The 25,927-nt window shown below is 44.8% G+C and carries 21 protein-coding genes; 16 read left to right on the top strand and 5 right to left on the bottom strand.

Translation table 11 applies throughout. From position 1 onward, the window contains the following. Window positions 1-65 precede the first annotated feature (65 nt). Both A3860_RS12460 and A3860_RS12455 read left to right on the top strand, forming a co-directional pair. The gene (locus tag A3860_RS12460) at window positions 66-1,502 is read left to right on the top strand and encodes an alpha-L-fucosidase (protein WP_081147029.1); all 1,437 of its coding nucleotides are present in this window, start codon (window positions 66-68) and stop codon (window positions 1,500-1,502) included. Between the two features lie 128 nt (window positions 1,503-1,630). After that, on the top strand, window positions 1,631-2,245 hold the full coding sequence (locus tag A3860_RS12455; protein ID WP_158085218.1) for a YhcH/YjgK/YiaL family protein: 615 nt from the start codon (window positions 1,631-1,633) through the stop codon (window positions 2,243-2,245). A gap of 153 nt (window positions 2,246-2,398) precedes the next feature. Here A3860_RS12455 and A3860_RS12450 read toward each other — a convergent pair whose 3' ends face one another. Both A3860_RS12450 and A3860_RS12445 read right to left on the bottom strand, forming a co-directional pair. After that, entirely contained in the window at window positions 2,399-3,919 is a 1,521-nt protein-coding gene (locus tag A3860_RS12450) for a hypothetical protein (protein WP_173820205.1), read from the bottom strand. A 12-nt stretch (window positions 3,920-3,931) separates the two neighbouring features. Continuing rightward, on the bottom strand, window positions 3,932-4,804 hold the full coding sequence (locus A3860_RS12445; protein WP_081147027.1) for an AraC family transcriptional regulator: 873 nt from the start codon (window positions 4,802-4,804) through the stop codon (window positions 3,932-3,934). Window positions 4,805-5,207: 403 nt separating this feature from the next. On the opposite strand from A3860_RS12445, the gene A3860_RS12440 reads away from it, so the two are divergent. Next, on the top strand, window positions 5,208-6,860 hold the full coding sequence (locus tag A3860_RS12440; RefSeq protein ID WP_081147026.1) for a UxaA family hydrolase: 1,653 nt from the start codon (window positions 5,208-5,210) through the stop codon (window positions 6,858-6,860). A 25-nt stretch (window positions 6,861-6,885) separates the two neighbouring features. Here the strand turns inward: A3860_RS12440 and A3860_RS12435 are convergent, their stop codons facing one another. The 3 genes from A3860_RS12435 to A3860_RS12425 form a co-directional block, all read right to left on the bottom strand. Beyond that, complete coding sequence (locus tag A3860_RS12435) at window positions 6,886-7,839, bottom strand: alpha/beta hydrolase (RefSeq protein WP_081147025.1); 954 nt, start codon at window positions 7,837-7,839, stop codon at window positions 6,886-6,888. 36 nt (window positions 7,840-7,875) lie between these two features. Then, complete coding sequence (locus tag A3860_RS12430) at window positions 7,876-8,706, bottom strand: rhomboid family protein (protein WP_081147024.1); 831 nt, start codon at window positions 8,704-8,706, stop codon at window positions 7,876-7,878. Between the two features lie 97 nt (window positions 8,707-8,803). Then, on the bottom strand, window positions 8,804-9,799 hold the full coding sequence (locus A3860_RS12425; RefSeq protein ID WP_245843531.1) for a LacI family DNA-binding transcriptional regulator: 996 nt from the start codon (window positions 9,797-9,799) through the stop codon (window positions 8,804-8,806). A 172-nt stretch (window positions 9,800-9,971) separates the two neighbouring features. On the opposite strand from A3860_RS12425, the gene uxuA reads away from it, so the two are divergent. From uxuA to A3860_RS12360, 13 genes are all read left to right on the top strand, one after another. Continuing rightward, window positions 9,972-11,141 (top strand): mannonate dehydratase, encoded by a 1,170-nt coding sequence (gene uxuA / locus A3860_RS12420; protein ID WP_081147022.1) that lies wholly within the window; start codon window positions 9,972-9,974, stop codon window positions 11,139-11,141. Between the two features lie 734 nt (window positions 11,142-11,875). After that, complete coding sequence (gene nusG, locus A3860_RS12415) at window positions 11,876-12,376, top strand: transcription termination/antitermination protein NusG (RefSeq protein WP_081147021.1); 501 nt, start codon at window positions 11,876-11,878, stop codon at window positions 12,374-12,376. 28 nt (window positions 12,377-12,404) lie between these two features. Beyond that, on the top strand, window positions 12,405-13,703 hold the full coding sequence (locus tag A3860_RS12410; RefSeq protein ID WP_081147020.1) for a nucleotide sugar dehydrogenase: 1,299 nt from the start codon (window positions 12,405-12,407) through the stop codon (window positions 13,701-13,703). 16 nt (window positions 13,704-13,719) lie between these two features. Further along, window positions 13,720-14,721, top strand: a complete 1,002-nt coding sequence (locus tag A3860_RS12405) for an SDR family oxidoreductase (RefSeq protein WP_081147019.1) — start codon at window positions 13,720-13,722, stop codon at window positions 14,719-14,721. A gap of 46 nt (window positions 14,722-14,767) precedes the next feature. Further along, on the top strand, window positions 14,768-15,583 hold the full coding sequence (locus A3860_RS12400; RefSeq protein ID WP_081147018.1) for a polysaccharide biosynthesis/export family protein: 816 nt from the start codon (window positions 14,768-14,770) through the stop codon (window positions 15,581-15,583). Window positions 15,584-15,594: 11 nt separating this feature from the next. After that, the gene (locus A3860_RS12395; protein WP_081147017.1) at window positions 15,595-17,952 is read left to right on the top strand and encodes a GumC family protein; all 2,358 of its coding nucleotides are present in this window, start codon (window positions 15,595-15,597) and stop codon (window positions 17,950-17,952) included. Between the two features lie 127 nt (window positions 17,953-18,079). Continuing rightward, entirely contained in the window at window positions 18,080-19,888 is a 1,809-nt protein-coding gene (locus A3860_RS12390; RefSeq protein ID WP_081147016.1) for an ABC transporter ATP-binding protein, read from the top strand. Window positions 19,889-20,053: 165 nt separating this feature from the next. Then, window positions 20,054-20,941 (top strand): glycosyltransferase family 2 protein, encoded by an 888-nt coding sequence (locus A3860_RS12385; protein WP_081147015.1) that lies wholly within the window; start codon window positions 20,054-20,056, stop codon window positions 20,939-20,941. Window positions 20,942-21,018: 77 nt separating this feature from the next. Then, the gene (locus tag A3860_RS12380) at window positions 21,019-21,945 is read left to right on the top strand and encodes a glycosyltransferase (protein ID WP_081147014.1); all 927 of its coding nucleotides are present in this window, start codon (window positions 21,019-21,021) and stop codon (window positions 21,943-21,945) included. A 26-nt stretch (window positions 21,946-21,971) separates the two neighbouring features. Beyond that, the gene (locus A3860_RS12375) at window positions 21,972-22,841 is read left to right on the top strand and encodes a glycosyltransferase family 2 protein (RefSeq protein ID WP_081147013.1); all 870 of its coding nucleotides are present in this window, start codon (window positions 21,972-21,974) and stop codon (window positions 22,839-22,841) included. Between the two features lie 10 nt (window positions 22,842-22,851). Next, a complete protein-coding gene (locus A3860_RS12370; protein ID WP_081147012.1) occupies window positions 22,852-23,640 on the top strand; it encodes an FkbM family methyltransferase in 789 nt (262 codons plus the stop codon). Further along, window positions 23,633-24,826, top strand: a complete 1,194-nt coding sequence (locus tag A3860_RS12365) for a glycosyltransferase family 4 protein (protein WP_081147011.1) — start codon at window positions 23,633-23,635, stop codon at window positions 24,824-24,826. Before A3860_RS12370 ends, A3860_RS12365 begins: the two co-directional genes overlap by 8 nt. After that, window positions 24,823-25,905: a glycosyltransferase family 4 protein gene (locus A3860_RS12360; protein WP_143774065.1), complete on the top strand. Its 1,083-nt coding sequence runs from the start codon at window positions 24,823-24,825 to the stop codon at window positions 25,903-25,905. Before A3860_RS12365 ends, A3860_RS12360 begins: the two co-directional genes overlap by 4 nt. The last annotated feature ends 22 nt before the right edge of the window (window positions 25,906-25,927 follow it).

Here is a 25,927-nt window from a genome sequence, read left to right as displayed (position 1 = left end):
CAGGTTGGTTTATAAGCCGGGATGGTAATATTCAGTTAGTTGCACATAAAAACAAAAGTGTCTATATGAAAAAAGTAGTTTCTGCAATTGTGCTGTTGGGTTGTTTGCTGCATACAGTATCTGCACAAACTTCTGCACAGGTAAGCCATGATCAACGCATGCAATGGTGGCGCGAAGCCCGGTTTGGCATGTTCATTCACTGGGGGGTGTATTCAGTGCCGGCAGGTTATTATAATGGCCATTCCATAAACCGTATTGGGGAATGGATCATGAACCGCGGAAAAATTCCGGTTGCCGATTACCAGGCATTTGCTGCTTCTTTCAACCCCGAAAAATATGATGCGGATGCGTGGGTGAAACTGGCAAAGGAAGCCGGTATGAAGTATATCGTGATCACCGCCAAACACCACGATGGTTTTGCTTTGTTTAAATCAAATGCCAGCAAATGGAATATGGTGGATGCTACGCCTTATGGTAAGGACCTGCTGAAACCCCTGGCCGAAGCCTGTCGCAAATATGGGTTGAAGCTGGGCTTTTATTATTCACATGCGCAGGACTGGAATAACCCCGGTGGCGCTGCTGCAAGAAAAGTAACGAGCGAAGGCTGGGCCAACCCTGATTCAGCCGCCATTGATGCATATACGGCTGCGCATGAAGGTCATTGGGACCCCACACAAACCACCAAAACCATGGCCCAATACATTGATGAAGTAGCGGTGCCGCAGGTGAAAGAATTGTTGACCAACTACGGCGATGTGGCGGTATTGTGGTGGGATACACCTACCGGCATGACCGATGAATTTGCAGAAAAGCTGAATGCCGTGCTGGCCCTGCAACCGAATATTATTACCAACGACCGGTTAAAACGGCCCAATTTCGCGGGCGATTATAAAACGCCTGAACAAAGAATTCCAAAAGAAAGTGATCTGGATGGTAAAGATTGGGAAACCTGCATGACCATGAACGGTACCTGGGGTTTCAAAAAAGACGATCACAACTGGAAGAATACCGAGACACTCATCAGAAACCTGATCGACATAGCATCGAAAGGCGGTAATTATTTGTTGAATGTGGGTCCCAAAGCCGATGGCACTTTCCCCGACGAAAGTATTGAACGCCTGAAACAGGTGGGCGCCTGGATGAAAGTGAATGGCGAATCTATTTATGACACAAAGGCCAGTCCGTTTGGAACTTTATCATGGGGCCGCTGCACCAAGAAAGAAGTGAAGGGAAATACTACCTTATACCTGAGCGTTTTCAACTGGCCGGCCGATAAAAAACTGGTAGTGCCCGGTTTACAACAACCGGTTACATCGGCTACCTTACTGGCTGGTGGTAAAAAATTAGCTACGGCCAAATCAGCTGATGGCCTGGTGATCACGCTTCCTGAAAATGCACCCGATGCCATTGCCTCAGTAATTAAACTGCAGGTAAAGGGCACTGTGGCCGATAAGAAGTTTACCGGTGCCGGCGCCAGTGGACTTGGGAACATGAAGGAATAGGGTAAGACATCATTTTTAAAAATTTGATTAGTTAATTGGCGGCATGCTGCAAGGGCGGGATGCCGCCTTTTTAGTATAATGCCCTTATATTTACACCTATTTTAATTCCTGCAAACATGAATGCACGTATGAAAAAAGCAATGGTTCTATCGTTCCTGCTGGTTTTGGTTTCTTTTCTTTCTGTAAATGCGCAACCGGCTGCCGATTCCACGATCTCAAAATCAAAAGCGGCCAAATGGTTTAAGAAAAAAGAATGGTTGAATGGTGCGCCGCTGAAGCCGCATAAATCGATCAACCAGCAGGAATTTGCCCGCCAGTACCGCATCAACAAAACGTATTGGGACAAAGCCTTTGCCTGGTTAAAGGAGAACAACCTGCAAACAATAGCTAAGGGGAAATATCCCATTGACGGCGATAATGTATTTGCATCTGTGACCGAAGATCCCAGCAAGGATTTTGATAAAACAGGCTGGGAATCGCACAAGAAGTATATCGATTTGCAATGCGTAATTACCGGCGATGAAAAAATGGGTAAATGGCCGGTGGCAGAAGTTACTTCGGTTACCAAACCCTACGATGAAACAAAAGATGTAGCTAATTATACCGCTCCGGGAAAATTTTATGTTATTCCTGCGGGAACATTTATCATTTTCTTCCCCGGCGAAGCACACCGCCCGAACATTACACCTGGTGGAAATAAGGTGGTGAAGAAGATTGTGATTAAAATACGAGCAGCGAGTTAATAAGGTGCTGGTTGCTGGTTACAGGTTGCTAGTTTCAGGTTCCAGGTTACAAGTTACAGGGTCGGGAATCAGGTTGATTCAATAATTTTCTACTGCATCTGACTTGTATTTCCTTGCAACCTGCAACTTGTAACTGTTTTTTAAGTTTAATGTTTACTGTTTTCTGGCTTTTAGTTGCGCTAAATACAACGATCCCGGTTCTAACCCTTCCTTATTCTGTCCTTCCCATTCGCCATCGGGGCGGCCAGTTAACCGGCCGGCATATTTTCCGCCCTTTAACCCGATGCAATAATTTTTTCCATTGGCCCAGGGACTTTGAACGGCGGCCCGTTTGGCGGTGCAATTCCAAACGATCTGTGTAACGCCGGCCCAGCCATGACCACTGCCCCAATTGCCACGGTCCTGGATGTTTATTTCTCCATCAGTAACAATATTGTCGTACAGCGTACCCGAAGACCAGCGGTGGTGCGGGCCAATATCGGCATGGGTTTGTTTGGCGCTGCAATTATAAAATACATTCGGTCCGCATACCCGTGCGCCGGTTACATAATCATGACGGCCTTCTGTTGTTTGGCAATTCATGACCAGGTTCTGCTGCCCATCGTTGTTGAACGAATAGCGGCGGCCGCCGGTGATCTTTGATTTGGCATCCAGGCAACGGCTGTCGGTCACAGTGATCCATTTTGCCAGGTCATCCAGGTGAACACAGGCATAGCCAAAATAGCGGGCCGTTACATTGCGCACCCAGCCGTTCTCCATTTTATTCATCTGGATGGCCGTCCAGCCATGCTCTTCAGCCGTATCGCTGGTATATTCCGATTCGCAGCGCAATTGTTCGATCCCCACTTTTTCGATGCGGCCGTTGAAGCTGTATTTATATATATAACCGCCGCCATATTGTTTATCGAGCGACATTACCACTGGGTTGTCAATAAAGACCGTGTTTCCCTGAATGGCAATGATCACGCGTTCGTAGCGCAGATCGTATTCTTTGGCCCGCCATTGTTTGGTGCCGTCCCGTTCATCGATCACATCCATTTTCAGGTCTTTGATCCAGGCATCGGTACCCGGGCGGAATACAATTATTTTATCGCCTTTTTTAAAACCGGCAGCTGATTCAACATGGAAAGAGGCGGCGCCGGTAGGCACATAGGCATCGGTGATAGCTACCCGCGAACCGGTAGTTTCTTCTATATTACCTGTGCCTGAAATAGTAATTAAGGAGCGTTGGGTATTGCCGGTGGCAATAAGCCGGGTGTCCTGCCCGCCATCACCTTCACCGCGCAAAATAATGCCGCTGGTGGTAATGGAAATAATGCCGGGGATCCTGTAAACGCCTTTTTTCAAAAGAATAGCGCCACGGAACCCGTTCTTGTCAGGTGTTCTGTGGCTTACTTCATCAATTGCAGCCTGAATGGTTGCCTGGCTGTTCTCCTCACTGGCCGAAATGGTTTTTACAACCGGCACGTCGGGTATCGGTTGATCGCCCTGGTAATAACCTACCCGGCTGAAATCGGGGAGTATATTTCCTTTTTCATCGGGATGGTATTGTACTGTTCCATTGGGCGCTACGGTAAGGAACTTCGATTCCCATTTGCCGGCCGGTGGTTGAAAGCCAACTACAAGCATAACAATTCCGGCGGCAACTATATGTTGACGAAAGCGTGTGATCATATATTGGGGTAACTACTGTTTTTGGATAAATTCTTTCTGGTAATTCAGGGGACTTTTTCCGGTAATGAGTTTGAAATATTTATGAAAGCTGGTGAAATTGTTGAACCCGCTTTCAAAGCAAAGCTGTTTGATGCTCATTTTATTTTCGATCAGCAGCTTGCAGGCGTAGCCCACCCGTACTTCTATCAGGAATTGAGAAAAGGTCTTTCTTGTTTTTGATTTGAAATAACGGCAGAATGAGTTGGGGCTGATGTTGGCCACCGAAGCGATCTCATCTAACTGAATAGGCCGTTTGAAGTTCTTCAATGAAAAATCGTAAATGGCGTTGATGCGGTCATTTTCGTTATCGGGCAGCTCATGTTTAAAGCCGATAGATGATAATGGTTGAAGGTTGGGGCATTCGGCAATGGCCGTTAATGCCTGGGTAAGCAACAAAATGCGATGCGGCCCTTCGGTATGTAATAATACATCCAGGAACTCGGCAACAACTGTCCTGGTCTTACCTGTTATTTGTAAGCCACGTTTGGCTGCTTCCAGTACGTTTCTGATCTTAATGTTTTCAGGCAGTTGTAAAAATTGTTCTCCCCAGAAGGTCTCATTGAAATGACAAACCCGAACATCAGCGGTGGCAGCTTCATTTTCATCGAAAAACGTATCGTTGAACCGCCAGTAATGGGGTAGGCCTGAGCCAACCAGCACTACATCGCCTGTTTTAAACTGTTTGATGCTATCGCCGATGAACTGGGTTCCTTCCCCTTTTTGGAAATGGATCAGCTCTACTTCCTGGTGGTAGTGCCAGCGGTTATTGATATACGGAACAAGATCCTGACGCACGCTAAACGAGTGGCGGATTTCTTTGGTTACTTTTAATAGCTGGGGCCTCATGTTAAGCTATTTTTACTTCAAATGGCAAATTGGTTTGCAATCAGAGGTAAATTAGGTTAGTTTTTAGGGGTAACGTAAAAAAGTTACGCTAACGTTTCCGTAACAGTTTCCGGTCGGCGGCTTCACTTCATAATACTTTACCCTTAACCCGCATTACCATTCCAGTAAAGACACCGCCCCAATGCAGTGTGGGTTAGTCAGTATGGTAAAATTGATGAATAGTTGGACAATTGGCCGCAACCGGCATTGGGCATAACTTATTTATTTGCTTTTTAAACTGATTGATTCAGAAGGCATAGGTTAATTTTTGCTATTGTTCCTCCCTAAATATCATTTCCGTTGGCAAGCATAACCATAAAACAGGCCGGATGTATTAAATGATCAGATATTAAAACAAATCACCATGACTACAGCTGTCCGGAATCCTTTTCTTAAGATACACACCGATGATAATGTACTGGTTGCTTTGCAAGACCTTGCTGCTGGAACCATTATTTCTGCAGGCGGGCAAAATATGACGTTGCAACACGATGTGCCCGCAAAGCATAAGTTCTTTATAAATGATATGCAAACAGGCGATGAGGTTATAATGTATGGGTCGCTGGTAGGAAAAGTGCAATATGCATTACCGAAGGGAACACTGATGACAACGGCCAATACCCATCATGCGGCCGGCGAGTATGGGTACCGCAACGTAAAAGCATCGTGGCAACAACCCGATGTGTCGAAATTTGTAAATCGCACATTTAATGGATATAAAAGAGGAGATGGCCGGGTTGGAACCGCCAACTACTGGCTATTTATTCCCACCGTTTTTTGCGAGAACAGGAACCTCGATGTTATAAAAGAAGCATTGTGGAACGAGTTGGGGTATGCGGTCACTGATAAGTACCGGCGGTTTACAAAAGAAATGTTGAACGCTTATACAGCGGGTGAAGATGTTGATGACATTTCGTTGAACCCGGTTGCAGCCAATGATCAAACACGGTTCTTTAAAAATGTGGATGGCATAAAATTCCTGAATCACAGCGGCGGTTGCGGCGGAACCCGGCAGGATGCTTCTACTTTAAGCGCGCTGCTGGCCGCGTATGCCGATCATCCAAATGTGGGCGGTGTTACCCTGTTAAGCCTGGGTTGCCAACATTTGCAGGTAGCCGATTTTTTAACTGACCTCAAAAAAAGAAATCCGGCCTTTGATAAACCGCTATACATTTTTGAGCAACAGCAAACCGTGAGTGAAGAAGAATTGATCTGTGAAGCTATTCGCAAAACTTTTCTGGGAATGGCTGAGCTCAATAAGCTGGAACGCACGCCTGCTTCCCTGAGTAATTTATGTATTGGCGTCAAGTGTGGTGGCAGTGATGGATTCAGTGGTATTTCGGCCAACCCTGCCGTTGGGCATACGGCTGATCTGCTGGTTGCCCTGGGCGGTAAAATATTGCTGGCTGAATTTCCGGAGCTCTGCGGCGCCGAACAGGCGCTGGTCGATCGTTGTGTAAGTGAAGAAGTGGCCAATAAATTCATCCACCTGATGCAGGCGTACAACGGCGAGGCGATGAAAGTAGGCTCAGGGTTTCATATGAACCCATCGCCCGGTAATATCAAAGACGGCCTCATCACCGATGCCATTAAATCAACCGGCGCTGCCCGCAAGGGCGGAACATCGCCCGTTGTTGAGGTGCTCGATTATACCGAACGGGTCAACATGCCCGGCTTAAGTTTGGTTTGTACCCCGGGCAATGATGTGGAGGCCACTACCGGTAAAGCGGCCTCGGGCGCCACGTTAATATTATTTACCACAGGTTTGGGCACACCAACCGGTAACCCGGTGGCGCCTACTATAAAGATCGCCACCAATTCCCTGCTTGCCCGCCGCATGGGTGATATAATAGATATAGATACCGGAAGCATTATTACAGGAGAAAAGAATATAGAAGAAGTAGGGGAGGAGATCCTCGAATATTGCATACAGGTGGCCAGTGGCGAAGCCATCCCCAAAGCCGTACAGCTGGCGCAGGACGATTTTATTCCCTGGAAAAGAGGGGTGTCGTTGTAGATGTTGCTATAGGAAATTTAGCCGATTAATGTTGCTGCACAAAGGTTGAGATCGTGCTTACCAGTTCCTCGCTTATTGGTAAGGTGGGCGTAATATAGGCGGCCAGGTTTTCTTTTCTGTCGCCTTCTACTATTCTAAAAACATGATTCATGTTTTTTATAAGGGCCAGCTGCGCTTTTGTATTTGATTTGGCCAGCAAATTGGCGTCATCAACCGTAACCTGCAGGTCGTTGGTGCCTTGCAGTATCAACACCGGCATTTTCAGTTTCTTTATTTCTGTTTGCGGATCGTAATGGAACCACGAGATCATATAGGGTTGCACACTGGGCCTGAACAGGGCAAACAACATTTTAGGAACGTTTTCGACCGTTTTGCCCATCACCAGGCTGTCGATAATGGGGAAAGAAGAATCTTTTACCATGGCGGGTTGGGTGGCCAGTTGTTCTTTCAGTATTTTATCGGCCGAGCGGCCGGCGCCGGCAATGGAAACAAAACCATGGGCCTTGTCCAGGGCGGCGATCATGCCAATGAGCGATCCTTCGCTGTGGCCAATCACATATACTTTTGAGAAGCGCTTGTCTTTTTTCAGTAATTCTATCCAGCCTGCAGCATCATTGATGTAATCTTCGAACCGCAGGTCGGCCTCTTTTTTACCGGCATCCCTGCTTTCACCAATGCCGCGTTTATCGAACCGTAATGAGGCAATATTTGTCACGGCCAGGGCATGGGCCAGTTTCTGCAGGCTCTCGTTTTTCATCATGGGGTTATTGCCATTGCGGTCAGTTGGTCCCGAGCCGGCAATAATTAAAGCAACCGGTATATTACCCGGCCGCTCAGGAAGCGTTAATGTACCGGTGATATCTCCATTGGCCGTATGCAGTACTATGGTTTGTTCACTAAATGTGGTATCGTAATCTGCTGCCATCAGGGTAACATTCAATAGCAGAAAAACGATTGCCGGGAGCCATGCTTTCTTCATAATGCAGTTTGTAGCGGGTGTGTTCGTAAAGGTCGGTTATTTCTTACTGAAGTCTTTCAGCATTTGTTTTTCTTTCTGGCTCAGGCTGTTGATTCCCCGCTTGCTTATTTTATCGAGGATCTTATCGATGTCCTGTTGCTGACTGGTCTTTTTTTCGTTGTATTTGTGATCGATGGAGTAGTAGTCCTTATGCCTGTTGTAAAAGAGATTATCGATCAGTAAAATATGCGGCCGGGTTATGATGAGGTAAATAAATGCCAGCGTAGGAATGGCAATGATCAAAATGTAAATATAATTCTGCATCAGCGCATCCGGTTCCAGGCAAATGGCCAGCAGCATACCGATCATGGCGCCGCCAAGATGTGCTTCATGACCAATATTATCTCTTTTTGAACGCACGCCATAGATCGTGAAACCGATATAAAGCAAACCGAAGATCCAGCCCCGCATCGGAATTATGAAGAACATGATGGTGGAATTGGGGTCGAGCGCAATATTGGCGAATATTGCTCCGCACACCGCGCCTGATGCACCAACCGAAGTATAATCGCCCTGGTTTTTATAGATGAGCAGCGAAAGCAGGTTGCCGCCTATGAGGCTGGCGAAATAAATGAGCAGAAATTGAAATGGATCAAGGGCCCTAGAAAGTGAGCCGGCAAAAAAATACAGGGCCAGCATGTTGAAAATAAGATGCATCCAGTTCACATGCAAAAAGCCTGAGGTCACCAGTCGTTTATAATCCCTGTACAAACGCACTTTGTCGACACCAAATTCATATTTTTCAAAAAAGAAATGGTCTTTAAAACCTTTGTATGAAACAACAACGGTAACCAAAATAAGGATCAGAGTGATCATTCCTGCTGTCATGCGAATAAGTTCATTATAATAAACATACTAACGATAAGAGAAAGTTGCAAATATTTGTTAAATACGGATTGTTCGTTATACGAATGGCTGTATGTAATTATTTGCCTGTTACAGCTGTTGACGCCCGTTCAATTAGTTGTGATGGCAATACCATTTTTTTCTCATATGGCATCAGCATTTTCTTTTCTATGATCTTGAACAAAATATTGGCCGCTTCGCGACCTATATCGTAAGCCGGTTGAATAATGGTAGAAAGCGCGGGATCGAACAGGGCAGCCGCCTGCAGGTTCGAGAAGCTGATCACTTTTACATCCTGCGGAATATGCAGGTGCAGTTCTTTACAAACCTCGTACGCGTTCACGGCAAATTTTTCAATGGCTGCAAAGATGCCATCGGGGCGGGGTTGTTGCTCAAACAGTTGCTTCAATATATCGCGGTTGATATAATCCTTTGCGGTTAATTCAATGATCTGCGGTGGAGCAGGCACTTTATATTTTTCCAGTGCAGTGAGGTAGCCGGCCTTGCGCCGGTTCGAAATAGATAAATTACCCGTCATTCCCAGATACGCTATGTTTCTGCAACCTCTTTTCAGCAGATGTTCTGTTGCTTTAAAAGCCATTTCGGCATCATTGGTCATAATGTTGGGCACATCGAGGTCTTCGCTGGTACGGTCAAAAAGCACCAGCGGTATACCGGCTGCATGCCAGGCTTCAATATGGTCAAGGTTGGTAGTGGTGTTGGAAACCGAAACCATAATGCCATCGACCCGGCCATTGCGCAGCAGCTGTAAAATATCGCGTTCTTTATTATAATCCTCATGGGTAAGGTAAATGAGCACGTGATAACCCTTGTTGGGCGTTACCGATTCTATGCCATTGATGACCTGGGAAAAGAAATTATTTTCAATTTCAGGAATGATGACTGCAATGGTCTTGCTTTTGTTCTGGCGTAAGCTGCTGGCATGGGGGTTGGGTTGGAACCCCAGTTTCTCGGCCAGCTCACGCACCCGTTCCTTTGTTTGCGGACTAATTTCATGACTGTCTCGCAAAGCACGGCTAACCGTTGACACGGCCAGATTCAATTCTTTCGCCAATTTCTTTAAATTCACTTGATCCATAAAGGAGCGCCCCCCGCAAAGATTAGGAAATACACGCTATTTTTGCAACATTTTTCGAAATCGTTTGCAAAGAATTTGAAAAAGGAATTTGTGCATCCTATCCATACAAATTGTAACCTTGTAAAAAAGAGTCATAAACAATCATTTTATGTATCAATTTGAACAAACAATGCGCTGGTTCGGCCCTGCTGACCCGGTTAGCCTGTCAGATATCAGGCAGGCTGGTTGTACAGGTGTTGTGTCTGCGCTACATCACGTACCCAATGGCACCACCTGGACGAAAGAAGAGATCATGCAACGCAAACAGATCATTGAGGCTGCGGGATTAACCTGGTCGGTGGTGGAAAGCGTTCCGGTGCATGAAGATATTAAAACGCAACGAGGCAATTACAAACAATATATTGCGAATTACTGTGAAAGCATCCGCAACCTGGCTGCCTGCGGAATTTATGTGGTTACCTACAATTTTATGCCGGTGCTCGACTGGACGCGTACCGATTTGGCCTACACCTTAGAAGATGGCAGTAAAGCGCTGCGCTTTGAAAAAGCGGCCATGGTAGCCTTTGACGTATATATGTTGAAAAGACCGGGAGCCGAAAAAGACTATTCCCCCGAAGAACTGGCCAAAGCGCAGCAGCGCCTGGCGGCTATGACCGACGACGAGAAAAAATTATTACAACGTAATGTTATTGCGGGTTTACCCGGCAGTGAGGAAAGCTTTACCCTGCAGCAGTTTCAGGCTGCCCTTGATACCTATGCCGGTATTGATGCAAAAAAATTGCAACAACACCTGATCGAATTCTTACAGCAGGTGTCGCCGGTGGCCGATGAAGTGGGCGTAAAGCTGGTGGTTCACCCCGACGACCCCCCATATGCCATCTTTGGGTTACCCCGGGTAGTAAGCACTGCCCAACAGGTACAACAGTTGTTCGATGCGGTGCCCAATGCCAGCAATGGCCTTTGTTTTTGCACCGGTTCCTTTGGCGTACGGGCCGATAACGACCTGCCAGCCATGGTGCTGCAATTTGGAAAACGCATCAACTTTATACACCTGCGCAGCACCCAGCGCGATGCCGATGGCAATTTTTACGAAGCCAATCACCTCGAAGGCGATGTGGATATGTACAGTGTAGTAAAGAACCTGGTGCTGGTTATGCAGGAGCGCAAGCTCAACCTGGCCATGCGTCCTGACCATGGACACCAGATGCTCGATGACCTCAATAAAAAGACCAATCCCGGTTATTCAGCAATAGGCCGTTTGCGCGGACTGGCTGAATTGCGTGGTCTTGAATTGGGTATCGCGAGGTCGATGAAATAATAATCGTGAGTGGTCAATGGTCAATGGTCAATGGTCAATGGTCAATGGTCAATGGTCAATGGTCAATAAATTCAGGAGGCGCAAGATCGCTATTAATCTCAAAATTCGCGAGCTATTCACCATTCACCATTGGCCCTTCACAACACAACCTTTTTTAAAGTTCGGGCTTTGAAAAAGGTTGTTTTGTTTGTATTATGAATAAACGCTATATCACCCTTTACATATTGATAACATAACATCGTTTGCGGGGTAGGGATATGTAATTAATACGACATGATTTATAAGTAGTTATACCATTTTTAAGACAACTGGGTAATTTGTCTGTTACCACATTATGGTATATAAAATTCAACCGTACTTATTGCATAATATCAAATTTCTTTCTACTTTTGAGCGTCTTCATTAACCTCTGATCGTCCAAACATCCTTTGTAATCACCGATCGTTACCCGATTTTCCTTTCGAATCACCCCAAGTGGCCCGATTTCCTTCGAAAGCCTCTGAACCAATCCTTTCGAATAGCCTCTGGTTTACTATTTACTTGTGTACTGTTTTGCTTTTTATTGGACCTCAATGACCTGTTACGATCTGATATTCTCGTGTTGAACGAAGAAAAGATAGTGATTGGCTATTGAATTTAATGGAATTGAATTATTATAAATTTTTGATTCTCAGTGAAACATGTGACTGAGGGAAGCGGGAGCTTTGCATTGAGATGTGCATTAAACTGGTAACATGGATAATTTGCGTTGGTACGCCTTATATACAAAACCCAGGTGGGAAAAGAAAGTAGCCGATTTGCTGGAGTTAAAACAGATAGAGAATTATTGTCCATTGCAAAAGATTGAGCGAAACTGGAGCGACCGGAAAAAAGTAATCCTGGAACCTTTGTTCAAATCGTACGTAATGGTTCGCCTGGCGCCCAAAGCACATATCCCGGTTTTGCAAACTGATGGCGTTTTGGGGTTCGTAACTTTTCAGGGAAAACCCGCAGTGATACGAGATATAGAAATTGAAACAGTGAAACAGTTCCTGAAAGACTATGAACATATTCAGGTTGAAAGAATTGATGTTAATATAAACGATGAAGTGACCATAATAAACGGCCCCCTTATGCAACAAAAAGGACAGGTACAGGAAGTAGGTGGTAAAATGGTAAAAGTGATGTTACCTTCGCTGGGATTTGCCCTGGTTGCTATTGATAAAAGCAATCTTGCAAAGGGTTCATCACAATAAAACTTATAACAACAAATTGAATTATTGAATGGAAGAGAAAAAGCAGTATCATTTGACGGTAATCGGTTTAGGTTACGTAGGATTACCCTTAGCTGTTGAATTTGCTAAAAAATACCCTGTCGTAGGTTTCGATATCAATAAGGAACGTATAGCCGAATTGCGGTCGGGCAACGATCATACGCTGGAGATCACCAGCGATCATCTTACTTCGGTGCTTAAAAATAAACTGGATAATACAACCGGTTTATGGGTGAGCGCTGACCTGGAAGACCTCAAGCTCAGCAACGTTTATATTATTACTGTTCCAACTCCAGTTGATAAGTATAACAGACCCGACCTTACACCGTTGGTGAAAGCCAGCGAAACAGTAGGTAAAGTGCTCAGAAAAGGAGATATCGTAGTGTATGAATCTACTGTTTATCCCGGTGTTACAGAAGAGGAATGCGTACCCATTCTGGAAAAGGTCTCAGGTTTGAAGTTCAATACTGATTTCTATGCCGGTTATTCGCCCGAGCGTATCAATCCCGGTGATAAGGAACATACAGTTACAAAAATCAAGAAAGTAACTTCCGGTTCAACCCCTGAAGCGGCCAAAATAGTTAATGATATCTACAACAGCATTATTGTAGCAGGTACGCATCTGGCCCCTTCTATCAAGGTTGCCGAAGCAGCCAAGGTAATTGAGAATGCGCAACGCGATATCAACATTGCCTTTATCAATGAGCTGTCGAAAATTTTTAACCTGCTCAACATTGATACCCAGGAAGTGCTGGCAGCTGCAGCAACTAAATGGAACTTTTTACCCTTCAAACCAGGTTTGGTAGGCGGTCACTGTATAGGCGTTGACCCGTACTACCTGGCTCAAAAAGCCATGGAAGTAGGATACCATCCCGAAATAATCCTGGCCGGCCGCAGACTGAATGATGGCATGGGTGCCTATGTAGCCGGTGAGGTAATTAAATTGATGGTGAAAAAAAGTATACCTGTTTCAGGTAGCAAAGCCCTGGTTTTAGGGATTACCTTTAAAGAGAACTGTCCCGACGTTCGCAACACGAAGGTTATTGATATAATCAAACACCTGCAAAGCTACCATGTACAGGTTGATATATATGATCCCTGGGCCAACCCCGAAGAAGTGATGGAAGAGTATGGTGTTAAAACAGTTCAGGAATTACCTGCTTCACAAAGTAAATACAATGCCGTGGTACTGGCAGTAGCGCATAAGGAATTCAGTTACGACGCTATAAAGAAATTATGCAGCGAGCATTGCGTGTTGTTCGATGTGAAGTCGCTCCTGAATAAAGAACTGGTTGACGCACGTTTATAACATTTACTATTTAATTATGTACAGTCAGAAATACCATACCCTCGATATTAGCCAGGCCAGCTTTCTTGTTACCGGCGGCGCCGGCTTTATCGGATCGAATATTGTTGAGTATTTAATGAGCCATGGTGCGGGAAAAGTGAAGGTGCTTGATAATTTCAGTACCGGTTCCATGGAAAACATTGACCAATGGATGCCCCGTGCTGAATTTAGTTTGATCGAAGGCGATATTCGCGATCTGGATAGCTGCCGCCGTGCCGTTGAAGGGGTTGATTATGTGTTGCACCAGGCTGCCCTGGGTTCAGTGCCCCGCTCAATCAATGATCCCATTACGAGTAATGAAGTAAACGTAAGCGGCTTTTTAAATATGCTGGTGGCAGCTCGTGATGCCGGTGTAAAAAGAATGGTATATGCAGCCAGTTCAAGTACATACGGTGATCATCCCGGATTGCCTAAAGTAGAAGATAAAATAGGCTACCCGCTTTCGCCTTATGCGGTTACAAAATATGTAAACGAACTGTATGCACAGGTGTTCAGCCGCGTATACGATTTTCATACCATCGGGTTACGTTATTTCAACGTATTTGGCCCCAGGCAAAACCCGCGTGGTCCCTATGCCGCTGTGATACCTTTATTTGTTGAAAGCGCATTAAAAGCGGAAGCGCCGTTCATTAACGGCGATGGCGAAACCAGCCGCGATTTCACGTATGTTGAAAATGCCGTGCAGGCGAATATTAAAGCCTGTTTGGCCACTGATATCAACAAACATGAAGTAGTAAACATTGCAGTAGGAGAGGCCACTACCCTTAACCAGTTGTGGAAATACATCTGTGATTTTATAGGAACCGACCTGAAGCCGCAGTACCGTGAAGAGCGCAAAGGTGATGTTCGCCATAGTTTGGCCAACGTTAGCAAAGCGCAGCAACTGATCGGTTATCAACCTACAATAACCATTCAAAATGGATTGCAAACAACAGTGGAGTGGTACAGGCAAAGTGCTCATTCAAAAGTAACCCCATAAAATATCAGTATTACCAGCAACCGGCTAAAATATAAATTAACGTACAATGAATAGAAACCACATACATCCGGCCACCCTTATCCTCTGTTTTGCAGCGTTCATTCTGATGCTTACCACATCATGCAGTACCAGTAAAAAATTAAATTATTTTAATGATTTACCAAATGCAGAAACGTATGAATTAAAAGCAATGGCCATTCCCGAGCGTATTATAGAACGCGGCGACCGGCTCGATGTAACTTTTCTGGTGAAAGATCAGGAAAGTGCTGCATTTTTTAATAAACACAGTGGTGGCGCTGTTGCAGCAGCTGCTGCCGGCGCAGGTATAGGTGGCACTGCCTCCAGTTCAGATTACCTGGTCGATAATGATGGGGAAATAGAAGTACCGGTTGTTGGTAAAGTTAAGCTGGCTGGTTTAACCGCCAACCAGGCAAAACAAAAACTATTGGGCCTGGTTAGCCCGTTTTTGAAGGATCCCCTGGTTGAATTGAGTTTCAATACCTTCAAGGTTACTGTATTGGGTGAAGTAAAGAACCCCGGCTCCTTCATTATTTCGGCACAGCATTCAACCCTGTTTGCCGCATTGGCAGCAGCAGGCGACCTGCCACACAGCGCCAAACGGTACGATGTACGTATATATAGAGACTATAACGGCAAAAGAGAAATAAGAAAATTTGATTTAAGAAAAGCCAGTGTGTTGGAAGATCCGGATATTTTTCAAATGCGCCCGAATGATGTGATCTACGTACAGGCCCGTTCGGGTTCATTGTTCAAGGAGGATTTTGGTTTATTCGCCTCCGTGTTTACTGTACTGATCTCTGCCGTAACGCTTGGAGTTACGATTAATAATGCAAAAAAATAAAACTTTCCTTCATGGAGCAGAAGTATTTTGAAGAGCCAGAAGAAAGTAAAGGGTTTGATGCCAAACGACTTTTCTCAAAACTGGCAAAAGGCTATTATTGGCTTATTTTATCTGCCGGCGTTTGTTTAGCTGTTGCATTTGTGTACATACGATATACAACACCGCTGTACCAGGTATCTACATTCATTCAGGTGCAGTCGCCCGGTGAGGTAACCACAAATATCCTGGGTGGGTCGGCGTTTGGTGGCAATGGTAGCCCTGCTGCGCAGGCGCAACCTGATTTGAACAGCGAAATATTCAAACTGGAATCAGCAGCGCTTATTCATCAGATCGTTGACTCATTACACCTCGATATAGAAGTGATGACAAAGGGCCGGGTGCTCGATAAGCAACTTCATTTGGATTCTTTGCCATTCACGATCAACCTGAAACGCTGGGATGTTGATGAGGCTACCCCCGTGTATAAGCTCATGGTAACTGATGAAGGCTACAAGATCCAGCACGAAAAAGAACTGGTAAAAGGAGTATATAGTGTGCCACTGGTATTTCACCATGACACCATTACTATTGTGCCCAAACCCTTTATCACCATTCAAAAAGGAACATACCTGCTTCGTTTTCCCGGGAAGGATGGGGCCGTAGCAAAATATGCATCAAGGATCTCGGCCAGTGCGGTGCCCAAAGGTGGTATGGCCATGTTGCAGATTACGGTAAAGGATGAAATTCCTGAAAGGGCCAAACAGATCGTTGAAGTGCTGCTGTATAATTATGATGTGGCCAATTTCGAATTCAAAAGCAAGGCCCTGCGTACAGAGATCGAGTTCCTCGAGAACCGGTTGTCAACGGTATCATCCGAACTGGCGACACAGGCCAATAAAGTAAAAGACTTCAAATCGAACAACAAGGTAAACGATGTAGGTACATCAGCCAACCAGATACTCGGTAACCTGGTTACGCTCGATAGCAAGAAAAGTGAGAACCTGTTAAAAGACAACCTGTTAACCCAGGTTGAAAATAGTATTCAGCAAAGCGGCCAGGAGCAGATCATTCCTAATGTAACAGCTTTGCAGGACCCTGGTCTGAGTGGTTTTGTTGATCAGTTCAACAAACTGGTGTTAAGAAGAAAAGAGATCCTCGACCGTGGTACCCCGCAAGATATTCGCCTGCCCGATATCAATGCCGCCCTGGGTACATTAAAAAGCAGCATTTTTACCAGCATCAACAGTATTCGTCAGCAGTTGAGAACAAGCAATGACTTTATTGTAAACCAGGAACAAAGTGCCACTGGTCGCTTTCAGGGAATGACTGAAAAAGAGAAAGACCTCAATCAAACCAACAGGGTATTGGGTGTTAAAGATGCCCTGTACACCTTTCTGCAACAGAAGATCGAGGATAAGAAAATGGAATATGCATCGGCAGGCATTGCCGGTTCGCGCATCATTGACTGGAATATCAGCAAGAGTGTAAACCCCAAACCTTACATGGTGTATGCCATGGGGCTCATGCTGGGGCTGCTGATACCTGTTATGATCATCGTAGTGCAGTTTATGATGAATAACAAGGTGGAGACCCGGGAAGATGTTCAAAGCGTTACCTCGCTGCCAATTGCCGGAGAAATTATTCTTGATGACAGCAAGGCCGACCTGGTAATTGCCGAAGAAACAGTTTCGCCTATTGCCGAACAGTTCAGGACCCTGCGTACGAATATTTCTTACATGGGGTACGGGCCCGATCAGAAAGTGCTGATGGTTACCTCCAGCGTAAGTGGTGAAGGAAAAAGCTTTGTGAGTTTGAACCTGGCAAGTTCGCTGGCCATCAGTAGCAAGAAAGTGGTGCTGCTCGAATTTGACCTGCGCAATCCCAGCCTGTCAGAACGCCTTGGATTTAAAAAATCGCCAGGTATTACCAATTACCTGCGTGGTGAAATGCAGATTGATGATGTGGTGCAATTAGTGCCTGAAATGGAAAACCTGGTGTTCATCAGCGCCGGTACGCCTTTACCGCTGAACCCGGGCGAGATCATTCTGAATCCCCGCATGAAATCGTTATTCGATTACCTGAGAGCGCATTTTGATTATGTTATAATGGATACACCGCCGGTTGAAGCAGTATCAGATGCATTGTCACTTGGTAAAATGGCCGATATCTCCTTCTTTGTGCTGCGGCATAAGTATACGGTTCGTCCATCGATCAAGCTCATCAATCAATTGCACCTTGATCAAAAGTTACCGCATATATCCCTGATCATAAATGGTATAAAGCCAGGTTACGGATTCCAGCATGTATATGGCTACGGATACGAGTACGGTCAAATGGGCAAATCGAAAAAAAAGAAAAAAAGTTCCGACAGTAAATTGAAAATAGCGTAATAAGCTGAACACCGAATCCCGCCTTAGGCGGGATTTTATATAAATTCAGGACGGCCTTAAGCCCGTCCGAACGGTTCATCCGGGCGGACGTTAACGCTTGAGCCTGCCGCGAAAAATTAAACGAACGATGAAATTCCCTTTCTCTCAGAAAAATGGTTTCCTGACTCATTTCAAATACTACTACAGCATACTTGGCAGTAAAGTATTGTTATTTCTTTTCATGTGCGTGTGCGTAAGTTTTCTCGATGGTATTGGACTGGCCATGTTCATTCCGCTGCTAAAAGCAGTAGGAGATGGACATACACAGGCTACTGCTGATAACCATGAGTCGATGGGGCAAATACAGCACATTGTTACGCTCATTAAAAAAATGGGATTTGAATTAACGATTACCACGGTGCTGGTGGTATTGGTGATGCTGTTTTTGTTCAAAGGATTAATAAAGTATATCATGATGAAATACTACGCGGCTATACGCGAGCTATTCATCAAGAAAGTACGGTATAGACTGGTGAATAACCTGGAAGGCTTATCATACAGCGCATTTTTAAAGATCGATTCAGGAAAAATACAGAATACGCTTACGGTTGAAGTACAGCGGTTGTTTTCTTCGTTCCATTTTTATTTTATTGCGGCCCAGGCGGCAGTAATGTTGCTGACCTATATGTTCCTGGCATTTTTGGCCAATTACCAGTTTGCCGTACTGGTTTGTTTTGGCGCTGTGCTATCGAACCTGATCTACAACAAAGTATATAAGACCACTAAAAATGCGTCGAACGACCTGTCGAAAAAAGGAGCCGACTTCAACAGCTTCCTGATACAGACCACCCATCACTTTAAATACCTTAAGTCAACCAATACCTTTAACCGGTATTCTCTTAAATTAAAGACCGTTATTAACCAGGCCGAAGGGTTGAACAAGAAGATCGGTCATATGACAGCCCTTCTTACCAGTATAAAAGAGCCCATCATTATAGTAATAGTTGCGTTGGTAATATTTGCGCAGTTGAACTGGATGGGCGCCAGTTTGGGTAGCATTATCCTGAGCTTGTTGCTGTTTTACCGCGCGCTGAGCTTCCTGGTAATGACGCAGAATTACTGGCAGGGTTTCATTGAGAACAGTGGCGGTATCAATGCCGTAACTTCTCTTACCAATGAAATGGCTTCCTTACAGGAAGTACATGGCCCCATTGCCTTTAAAACTATGCAGGATAAAATTGAGCTCAAAGACGTTACCTTATCATACGATAGTTTAAAAGTGCTCGATGGTATCAGTATTGAGCTGGAGAAAAAATCAACGATAGCGCTGGTGGGTGAAAGCGGCGCCGGTAAAACAACCGTGGCCAATATGATCGCTGGGTTAATACGCCCCGATTCCGGTGGGCTGTATCTTGACGGCATTCCCATGGATCAATACAACCTCAACACGTACCGCGATAAGGTTGGTTATATTTCACAGGAGCCGGTTGTATTCAATGATACCATCTTTAATAATATCACTTTCTGGGACGAGCCAACGGCTGAAAACCAAAAGCGGTTTAAAGATGTGTTGCGGATGGCGTCACTGGGTGCTTTTGTAGATTCACTGCCTGAAAAAGAAGATACCCGCCTCGGTGATAATGGTATCCTTATCTCGGGTGGACAACGCCAGCGAATCTCCATCGCCCGCGAGTTATACAAAAAAGCTGAAGTGCTGATCTTTGATGAAGCTACCTCGGCGCTTGATTCTGAAACAGAAAAGATCATTCAGGAAAATATTGAACAGTTACATGGTACCTATACCATCATTTTGATCGCGCACCGTTTATCAACCATAAAAGAAGCAGATACCATTTACCTGCTCGAAAAGGGAAAAGTGACAGCTTCCGGTTCTTTCGACGAAATGGTAAATAAATCAACCCGTTTCCAAAAGATGGTTTCTTTGCAGGGTTTTTAGTTTTTGCCTGATTCATAGCTTATAAAACAACTTAAGGAGGCATCATTGACATGCCTGGCATGCTGCTGCCCTGAATTTACTGGGAGGCATATTAATATCAGCGATGCCATAGTCCTGCAGAACGCTTACAGTAATCAAATTCTCGATCTCAATTAACAATAAGTCATGAGTAACAAAAGATTCGCTGCATTTGTAGTAACATTCAATCGTGCAGAAATTTTGATGGATACCATTCAAAAAATCTTTTCGCAAACACTGCCACCCGAAAAGTTATTGATAGTAGATAATGGTGCAACAGATGAAACAAAGAAAAAGCTGGATGAACTTTATCCCCAGGTGGCGTATGTAAGAGTGGGTTATAATGCCGGTCCGGCCGGTGGCGATAAAATAGGGCTCGAGATCCTGTCAAAAGAAGGGTATGAGTGGATCTTCTGGGGCGATGACAATGACCCGCCACCCACGCCCGATACATTTGAGAAACTGATAGAACTGGGCGAATCATATGGCGCTGCATGCGGACAGGTAGGGATGGTTGGCTGCCGGTTCAATAAGTACACCGGCCTTATGCAACGTATAAAGAGTGAGGAGTTGCGCGAAAAGGCCTATGTAGAGGTTGACACAGTTGGGGGCGGGCAATGTAAGATCGTAAACGGCAGGAGCGTACTGGGTGGCATAATAACAGAAGAGAAGTTGTTCTTTGGGTTTGAAGATCTTGACTTTGATCTGTCGCAAAAAAAAGCCGGTTACAAAATTCTTGTGCATAGCGGTTTGTACCTGGCTGCCCGCGACCGCTGGGACCGCCACGAAGTTCCGAAAACCGTTGCCCGTAAAAAAGAGGAAAACGTTTTATGGCGCGATTATTACAGCATTCGCAACGCGTTGTTCATAATGAAAAAGCACCGGCTTCCTTTGGCCTGGCTCTCATTCCTGACTGTTTCATTTGCAAAAAGCCTGTTAAGTTATAAACACGGCTGGCGCTATGGCAACCTGGTAACGCGAAACACATGGAGAGCAGTACTTGATTATAGCATGAGCAGGTATTACAAAAGATAACCCTGCTTTACATATAATTCCTGAATAAAACCACCAAAAGAACCAGCCTCATAGCAGGTGCCTCAAACGTAACGCTTATGACCAACAAGAAGTTTGCTGCATTTATTGTGACGTACAATCGCCCGGATATTTTGATGGACACTATAGAAAAATGTCTCAATCAAACCATGCCGCCTGAAAAGTTGCTGATTGTTGATAATAACGACAATGAGGACACTAAAAATAAACTGGCCCAGTTGTATCCCAATGCAGCGCATATAATGGTTGGTCATAATTCAGGATTTGCCGGTGGTGGCAAAATTGGCCTGGAAACATTGGCAAAAGAAGGATATGAGTGGATACTTTGGGCAGATGATAATGATCCCCCTTATACAGAAGATACATTTGAAAAGCTGTTAAAAATGGCCGAATCGTATGGCGCTACATGCGGCCAGGTTGGGGTGGTAGGACATAAATTAAACAGGCGCACGGGGTTACTGATAAGAACTGCCAATGAAGAGCTGCAAAACTGCGAATACCTGGAAGTTGATACCATCGGCGGTGGTATGATAAAGATCATTAGAGGGGCAAGCGTATTGAAAGGCATTGTGCCGGAACCAAAATTGTTTTTCGGATTTGAAGACCTTGACTTTGATCTGTCGCAAAAAAGGGCCGGTTATAAAATAGTGGTGCATTCGGGTTTGTTCCTTGACCTGCGAAAAAAGTGGAACCGGATGAGTGTTAAGCACACACGCATTCGTAAAAAAGACGAAAGTGTTTTGTGGCGCGATTATTACAGCATTCGCAATTCGCTGTTTGTGATGGCTAAAAACCGGTATTATACGGCGTTTTTTTCTATCTTGTTTGTTTCAATTGGAAAAAGCCTCCTGAACTATAAACATGGCTTCAGGTATGGTTCCCTGGTTACAAGAAATACCTGCAGAGCGATCAGGGATTACGGATTAAGCAGGTGGTACGTAAGATATTTACCTGGTAAACCGACCCCGAAAACGAAAAAGAAATAATTAATCCTAACTCATTTTACCTCTTTATGAACGCAAAAGTGTGCGCGATACTGGTTACGTATAACAGACTCGATACCCTTAAACAGGCATTGGAACATGTATTGGCCCAGGAGCTGAAGCCTGCGACCGTTATAATTGTAGATAACAAAAGCACTGATGGTACGGTTGAATACCTGAAAACAATTGATGGCAGCGACAGTATCCATTGCATTTTTATGGAAAGCAATACCGGTTCGGCAGGCGCTATTGCAGCTGCTATGAAATACGGGTTAAGATCTAATGAGTACCAGTATTTCTGGGTGTTGGATGATGATACTATGTATGCACCCAATGCATTAATAGAGCTGGTAGAAAGTATTGAGCAAAGCGATTTTTCATTGATCGGGTTACATGGTGCCCATCTTAAGTTGGGAAAGAAATACCCGGTACGGGCCGATATTAAATTACAGGAAGCAGATTACGCCATGATCGATGGCGCACTTATAAAAGCAGACGTAGTTCGCAACGTAGGCCCCGTTTGCGAAGAGTTCTTTATGATGTGTGATGATCATGAATATTCGGTACGCATGCAGCGCCGGGGTTATAAAATAGGTGTTTTGAAAAACGGTGCAGATAACCGGTTATATCTTGGTGGCGGAGAGAAATTTTCCCGGGCTACTTTATGGCGGGGCTATTATTCAGCCCGCAATCATATGTTTATTGTAAAGAAACATTTCTCCCTGTTGAATTTAGTGGGATATTGCTGGCAGCAAACAAAATTGTTGATTACTGCTGCCGTTTACGCGCCAGACAGGTTTCAACGGGTAAGGTTAAGGTTAATTGGTATTTGGCATGGCATTACCGGAGTTGGCGGAAGAACTTTAGATCCTGGGACATTAAAATTCAATAAACATTAAATGTTGATCGATGAAGAGGGACAAACTAAACAAAAAGGTGTATGCTATCCTACGGTTTATTTCCCGTATTGGAATTATGAAGTCGCTGATCATTTGTATGGCGATGACAACTGCCGATGCTGAATATGAAGTGAAGTGGAAAGGGCGAAAGGTTCATATCAGAAAAGGCAGTTCCGATTTTAAGGTTTTTCAACAGGTAATGGTGTTCGACCAGTATAGTTATAGTGGTTTGAACGGGGACCCGGTTGAAACAATCATTGACCTGGGAGCAAATGTTGGTTTGTCGGCCATATATTTTAAAACAAAGTACCCCAATGCACAGGTAATTGCCGTTGAGCCCGAAAAACACAATTATGATCAGTTGGTAAAAAATATATCTGGGTTTAGTAATGTGTATCCGCTGAATAACGCCATATGGTACGAAAATAAAGAGCAGGAAATTTATGATGGCGGCCGCGGCGAATATGCGTTTAGAATAGTGGAGGCCACGGGCGAAAAGGTAGGTACAACCACCTGCATTACTATTAACGACCTTGTTAAAAAGTACAACCTTAAAAGGATCGATATACTAAAGGTTGACATTGAGGGCGCCGAAAAGGAGCTCTTTATGTACAACTATCAGAGCTGGTTGCCCATGGTGCGGTGTATAATGGTTGAATTACACGATGGAGATCACCCCGGTTGTACATCGGCATTTTTCAGGGCTATTGCCGACCGGGAGTTTACGATGTTTTGTAAAGGAGAGAACGTAACAATATCATTCATTGAGAATAAAAGCTCCGTTGCCCAGTATGGATAACAATACGCTGGCTGTTGCCGAAGAAATAAACAAGATGGCAGGCAGTAACGATCAATCCCGGCCTTACAAAGTGCTGTTTGTAATTGATACGTTACAAACCGGCGGCGCTGAGCAAAGTCTTTTGGCTAACGTGATCCGGTTTAAGAACATGAAACCTGTTGTTTGCCACTTATATGCCGGTGATCAGTTAAAGCAACGGTTCATTGAGCATGGCATAACAGTGCATTCGCTAGGCCTTAGGAAGAAATATGGATTTCCCCAGGCTTACAAACAATTAAAAGCAATCGTTCAAAAAGAGCAACCCGATATTATAGTAGCTTACTTAACCCGGTCAGAGCTGGTTGCCCGGTTAGTAGGCCGGTTCAGCCACATTCCGGTGATAGGAAACTTCGTAAGCGACCTGTATTCCGACGCTTACAATTCAACACTTTCCTGGAAGGCAAAAGTGCTGGTGCCCTTTTTTAAATGGGCGAATAAATCAACAGCGCGGTATTGTAAAGGGTTTATGGCAATCACCGACGCAGTAAAGCAATCGAACGGAAAGGCATTAGGCATCGATGCCAATAAAATTGTAGTCATACACAGAGGCCGCGATAGTAATATATTCCGGTTCCAGGTTCCACAAACCATTCCGGGAAAGCCACTCCGGTTCTTAAACGTAGGGCGGCTGGTGCCGGTAAAAGGCCAGCGCGACCTGATCCTGGCCTTCAACGAGTTTTTGCCGGCTTGTCCGCAGGCTGTTCTTCATATAGCCGGCGATGGTCCGGTGCGGGAATCATTATCGGCCCTTATAAATGAGCTTGGGTTGCAGAACAAGGTGGTTTTATTAGGAGGCAGAAACGATATACCCCAGCTTATTAATGAGTATGACTGTTTTGTTTTTCCCTCACACAGCGAAGGGTTTGGCGCCGCCACACTGGAAGCGATGTTCGCCGGTTTGCCGGTGCTGGTCAGTGATATTCCGGCTCACAAAGAACTGGTTACCCATATGGAAACGGGTTACTATTTTGAAACCGGATCTGTGCAAAGCATAACGCAGGCATTGTTGTGGTACAAGGATAATTTAGCTGTTGCCAATACGATGGCGGTAAAGGCAAATGAGTATGCCCGGCAACATTTTGAGTTGTCAAAGATCGCTGGCAAAATGGAAAATTATTTACTCAACATGATCATTACAAAAAATTGACAATACTTCATCTGGTTCAAAAACCCCAGTTGCGCGGGGCTGAAATGTTTGCTTCACAACTGGCTACCCACCTGAATGAAAAGGGCCATAAATGCATCCTGGTGTTTGTTTTTCCTGGCAGTGCGCCATTGCCTTTTACCGGCGAAACCAAACACCTGAATGGATCGCCCAAAAAACGTTTCTGGGATATTAAAGCCTGGCGCAACCTGGCGCAGCTTATCAAAGAAGAAAAGCCTGATATAATTCAGGCCAATGCAGGAGATACATTAAAGTACGCGGTGTTGTCGAAATTGTATTTCAAATGGAAACAACCCATTGTCTTTCGCAATGCAAGTACCATCAGCCTGTATATAAAAACCGCACCGGCTAAAATGCTGAACGGTTTCTTTTTCAAATATGCCAGCAAAATTGTTTCGGTGAGCAGCACTTCGGCAACAGATTTTGCAAAGTTGTTCCCGCAGTTCAAAGAACGTATTGTAAAAGTGCCCATTGGTATTGAGGAAACTGATTTCAAAGGAGAGGATCCAATGCAAGGCGCTTCGAAGCCGGTACTGGTACATGTTGGCGGGTTTACTTATGAAAAGAATCACACGCGGCTTATTGAGATCTTCGAGGCTGTACATAAAAAGCAACCCGGCGCCAGTTTGCATTTGGTTGGCAGTGGGCCGCTTCAAAATCAAATTGAAGAGTTGGTAAAACAAAAAGGACTTCAACAACAGGTTCGGTTCTATGGGTTCAGGAACGATGCGATGCAGTTCATTAAAAATGCCGATGTGTTACTGCTGCCCAGCATCATTGAAGGATTGCCTGGTGTTATACTCGAAGCCTTTTATTGCAAAACACCGGTAGTAGCGTATGATGTTGGTGGTATTGGCGAAGTGGTGATCAATAATAAAACCGGTTACCTGGTGCCTAAAGGAAATGAGGAAATGTTTGCAAACAGTGTTTTGGCAGCGCTCGATGAAACGCCTGCAAATGATCAACTGGTGCAAAACGCCTGGCAGCTGGTTATGACTGAATACCTGAACACCAGCATTGCCGGAAAATTTTTAGAAGTATACGAGTCAATAAAGAAATAATTATTGAACCCCCTAAATGACT

This window comes from Niastella vici, assembly GCF_002077945.1.
Taxonomy (GTDB): domain Bacteria; phylum Bacteroidota; class Bacteroidia; order Chitinophagales; family Chitinophagaceae; genus Niastella; species Niastella vici.
Note: the sequence above shows the minus strand (reverse complement) of the source record. Positions and strands in the feature narration are given on the sequence as shown.

Excerpts from the sequence above, each read along its gene's own strand:
- A3860_RS12395 (WP_081147017.1), top strand. The coding sequence starts at position 15,595 with ATGGAGCAGAAGTATTTTGAAGAGCCAGAAGAAAGTAAAGGGTTTGAT.
- A3860_RS12380 (WP_081147014.1), top strand. The coding sequence starts at position 21,019 with ATGACCAACAAGAAGTTTGCTGCATTTATTGTGACGTACAATCGCCCG.
- A3860_RS12370 (WP_081147012.1), top strand. The coding sequence starts at position 22,852 with ATGAAGAGGGACAAACTAAACAAAAAGGTGTATGCTATCCTACGGTTT.
- A3860_RS12450 (WP_173820205.1), bottom strand. The coding sequence starts at position 3,919 with ATGATCACACGCTTTCGTCAACATATAGTTGCCGCCGGAATTGTTATG.
- uxuA (WP_081147022.1), top strand. The coding sequence starts at position 9,972 with ATGTATCAATTTGAACAAACAATGCGCTGGTTCGGCCCTGCTGACCCG.
- A3860_RS12430 (WP_081147024.1), bottom strand. The coding sequence starts at position 8,706 with ATGACAGCAGGAATGATCACTCTGATCCTTATTTTGGTTACCGTTGTT.
- A3860_RS12440 (WP_081147026.1), top strand. The coding sequence starts at position 5,208 with ATGACTACAGCTGTCCGGAATCCTTTTCTTAAGATACACACCGATGAT.
- A3860_RS12435 (WP_081147025.1), bottom strand. The coding sequence starts at position 7,839 with ATGAAGAAAGCATGGCTCCCGGCAATCGTTTTTCTGCTATTGAATGTT.
- A3860_RS12400 (WP_081147018.1), top strand. The coding sequence starts at position 14,768 with ATGAATAGAAACCACATACATCCGGCCACCCTTATCCTCTGTTTTGCA.
- A3860_RS12410 (WP_081147020.1), top strand. The coding sequence starts at position 12,405 with ATGGAAGAGAAAAAGCAGTATCATTTGACGGTAATCGGTTTAGGTTAC.
- A3860_RS12460 (WP_081147029.1), top strand. The coding sequence starts at position 66 with ATGAAAAAAGTAGTTTCTGCAATTGTGCTGTTGGGTTGTTTGCTGCAT.
- A3860_RS12375 (WP_081147013.1), top strand. The coding sequence starts at position 21,972 with ATGAACGCAAAAGTGTGCGCGATACTGGTTACGTATAACAGACTCGAT.
- nusG (WP_081147021.1), top strand. The coding sequence starts at position 11,876 with ATGGATAATTTGCGTTGGTACGCCTTATATACAAAACCCAGGTGGGAA.
- A3860_RS12365 (WP_081147011.1), top strand. The coding sequence starts at position 23,633 with ATGGATAACAATACGCTGGCTGTTGCCGAAGAAATAAACAAGATGGCA.
- A3860_RS12390 (WP_081147016.1), top strand. The coding sequence starts at position 18,080 with ATGAAATTCCCTTTCTCTCAGAAAAATGGTTTCCTGACTCATTTCAAA.
- A3860_RS12385 (WP_081147015.1), top strand. The coding sequence starts at position 20,054 with ATGAGTAACAAAAGATTCGCTGCATTTGTAGTAACATTCAATCGTGCA.
- A3860_RS12405 (WP_081147019.1), top strand. The coding sequence starts at position 13,720 with ATGTACAGTCAGAAATACCATACCCTCGATATTAGCCAGGCCAGCTTT.
- A3860_RS12445 (WP_081147027.1), bottom strand. The coding sequence starts at position 4,804 with ATGAGGCCCCAGCTATTAAAAGTAACCAAAGAAATCCGCCACTCGTTT.
- A3860_RS12455 (WP_158085218.1), top strand. The coding sequence starts at position 1,631 with ATGAAAAAAGCAATGGTTCTATCGTTCCTGCTGGTTTTGGTTTCTTTT.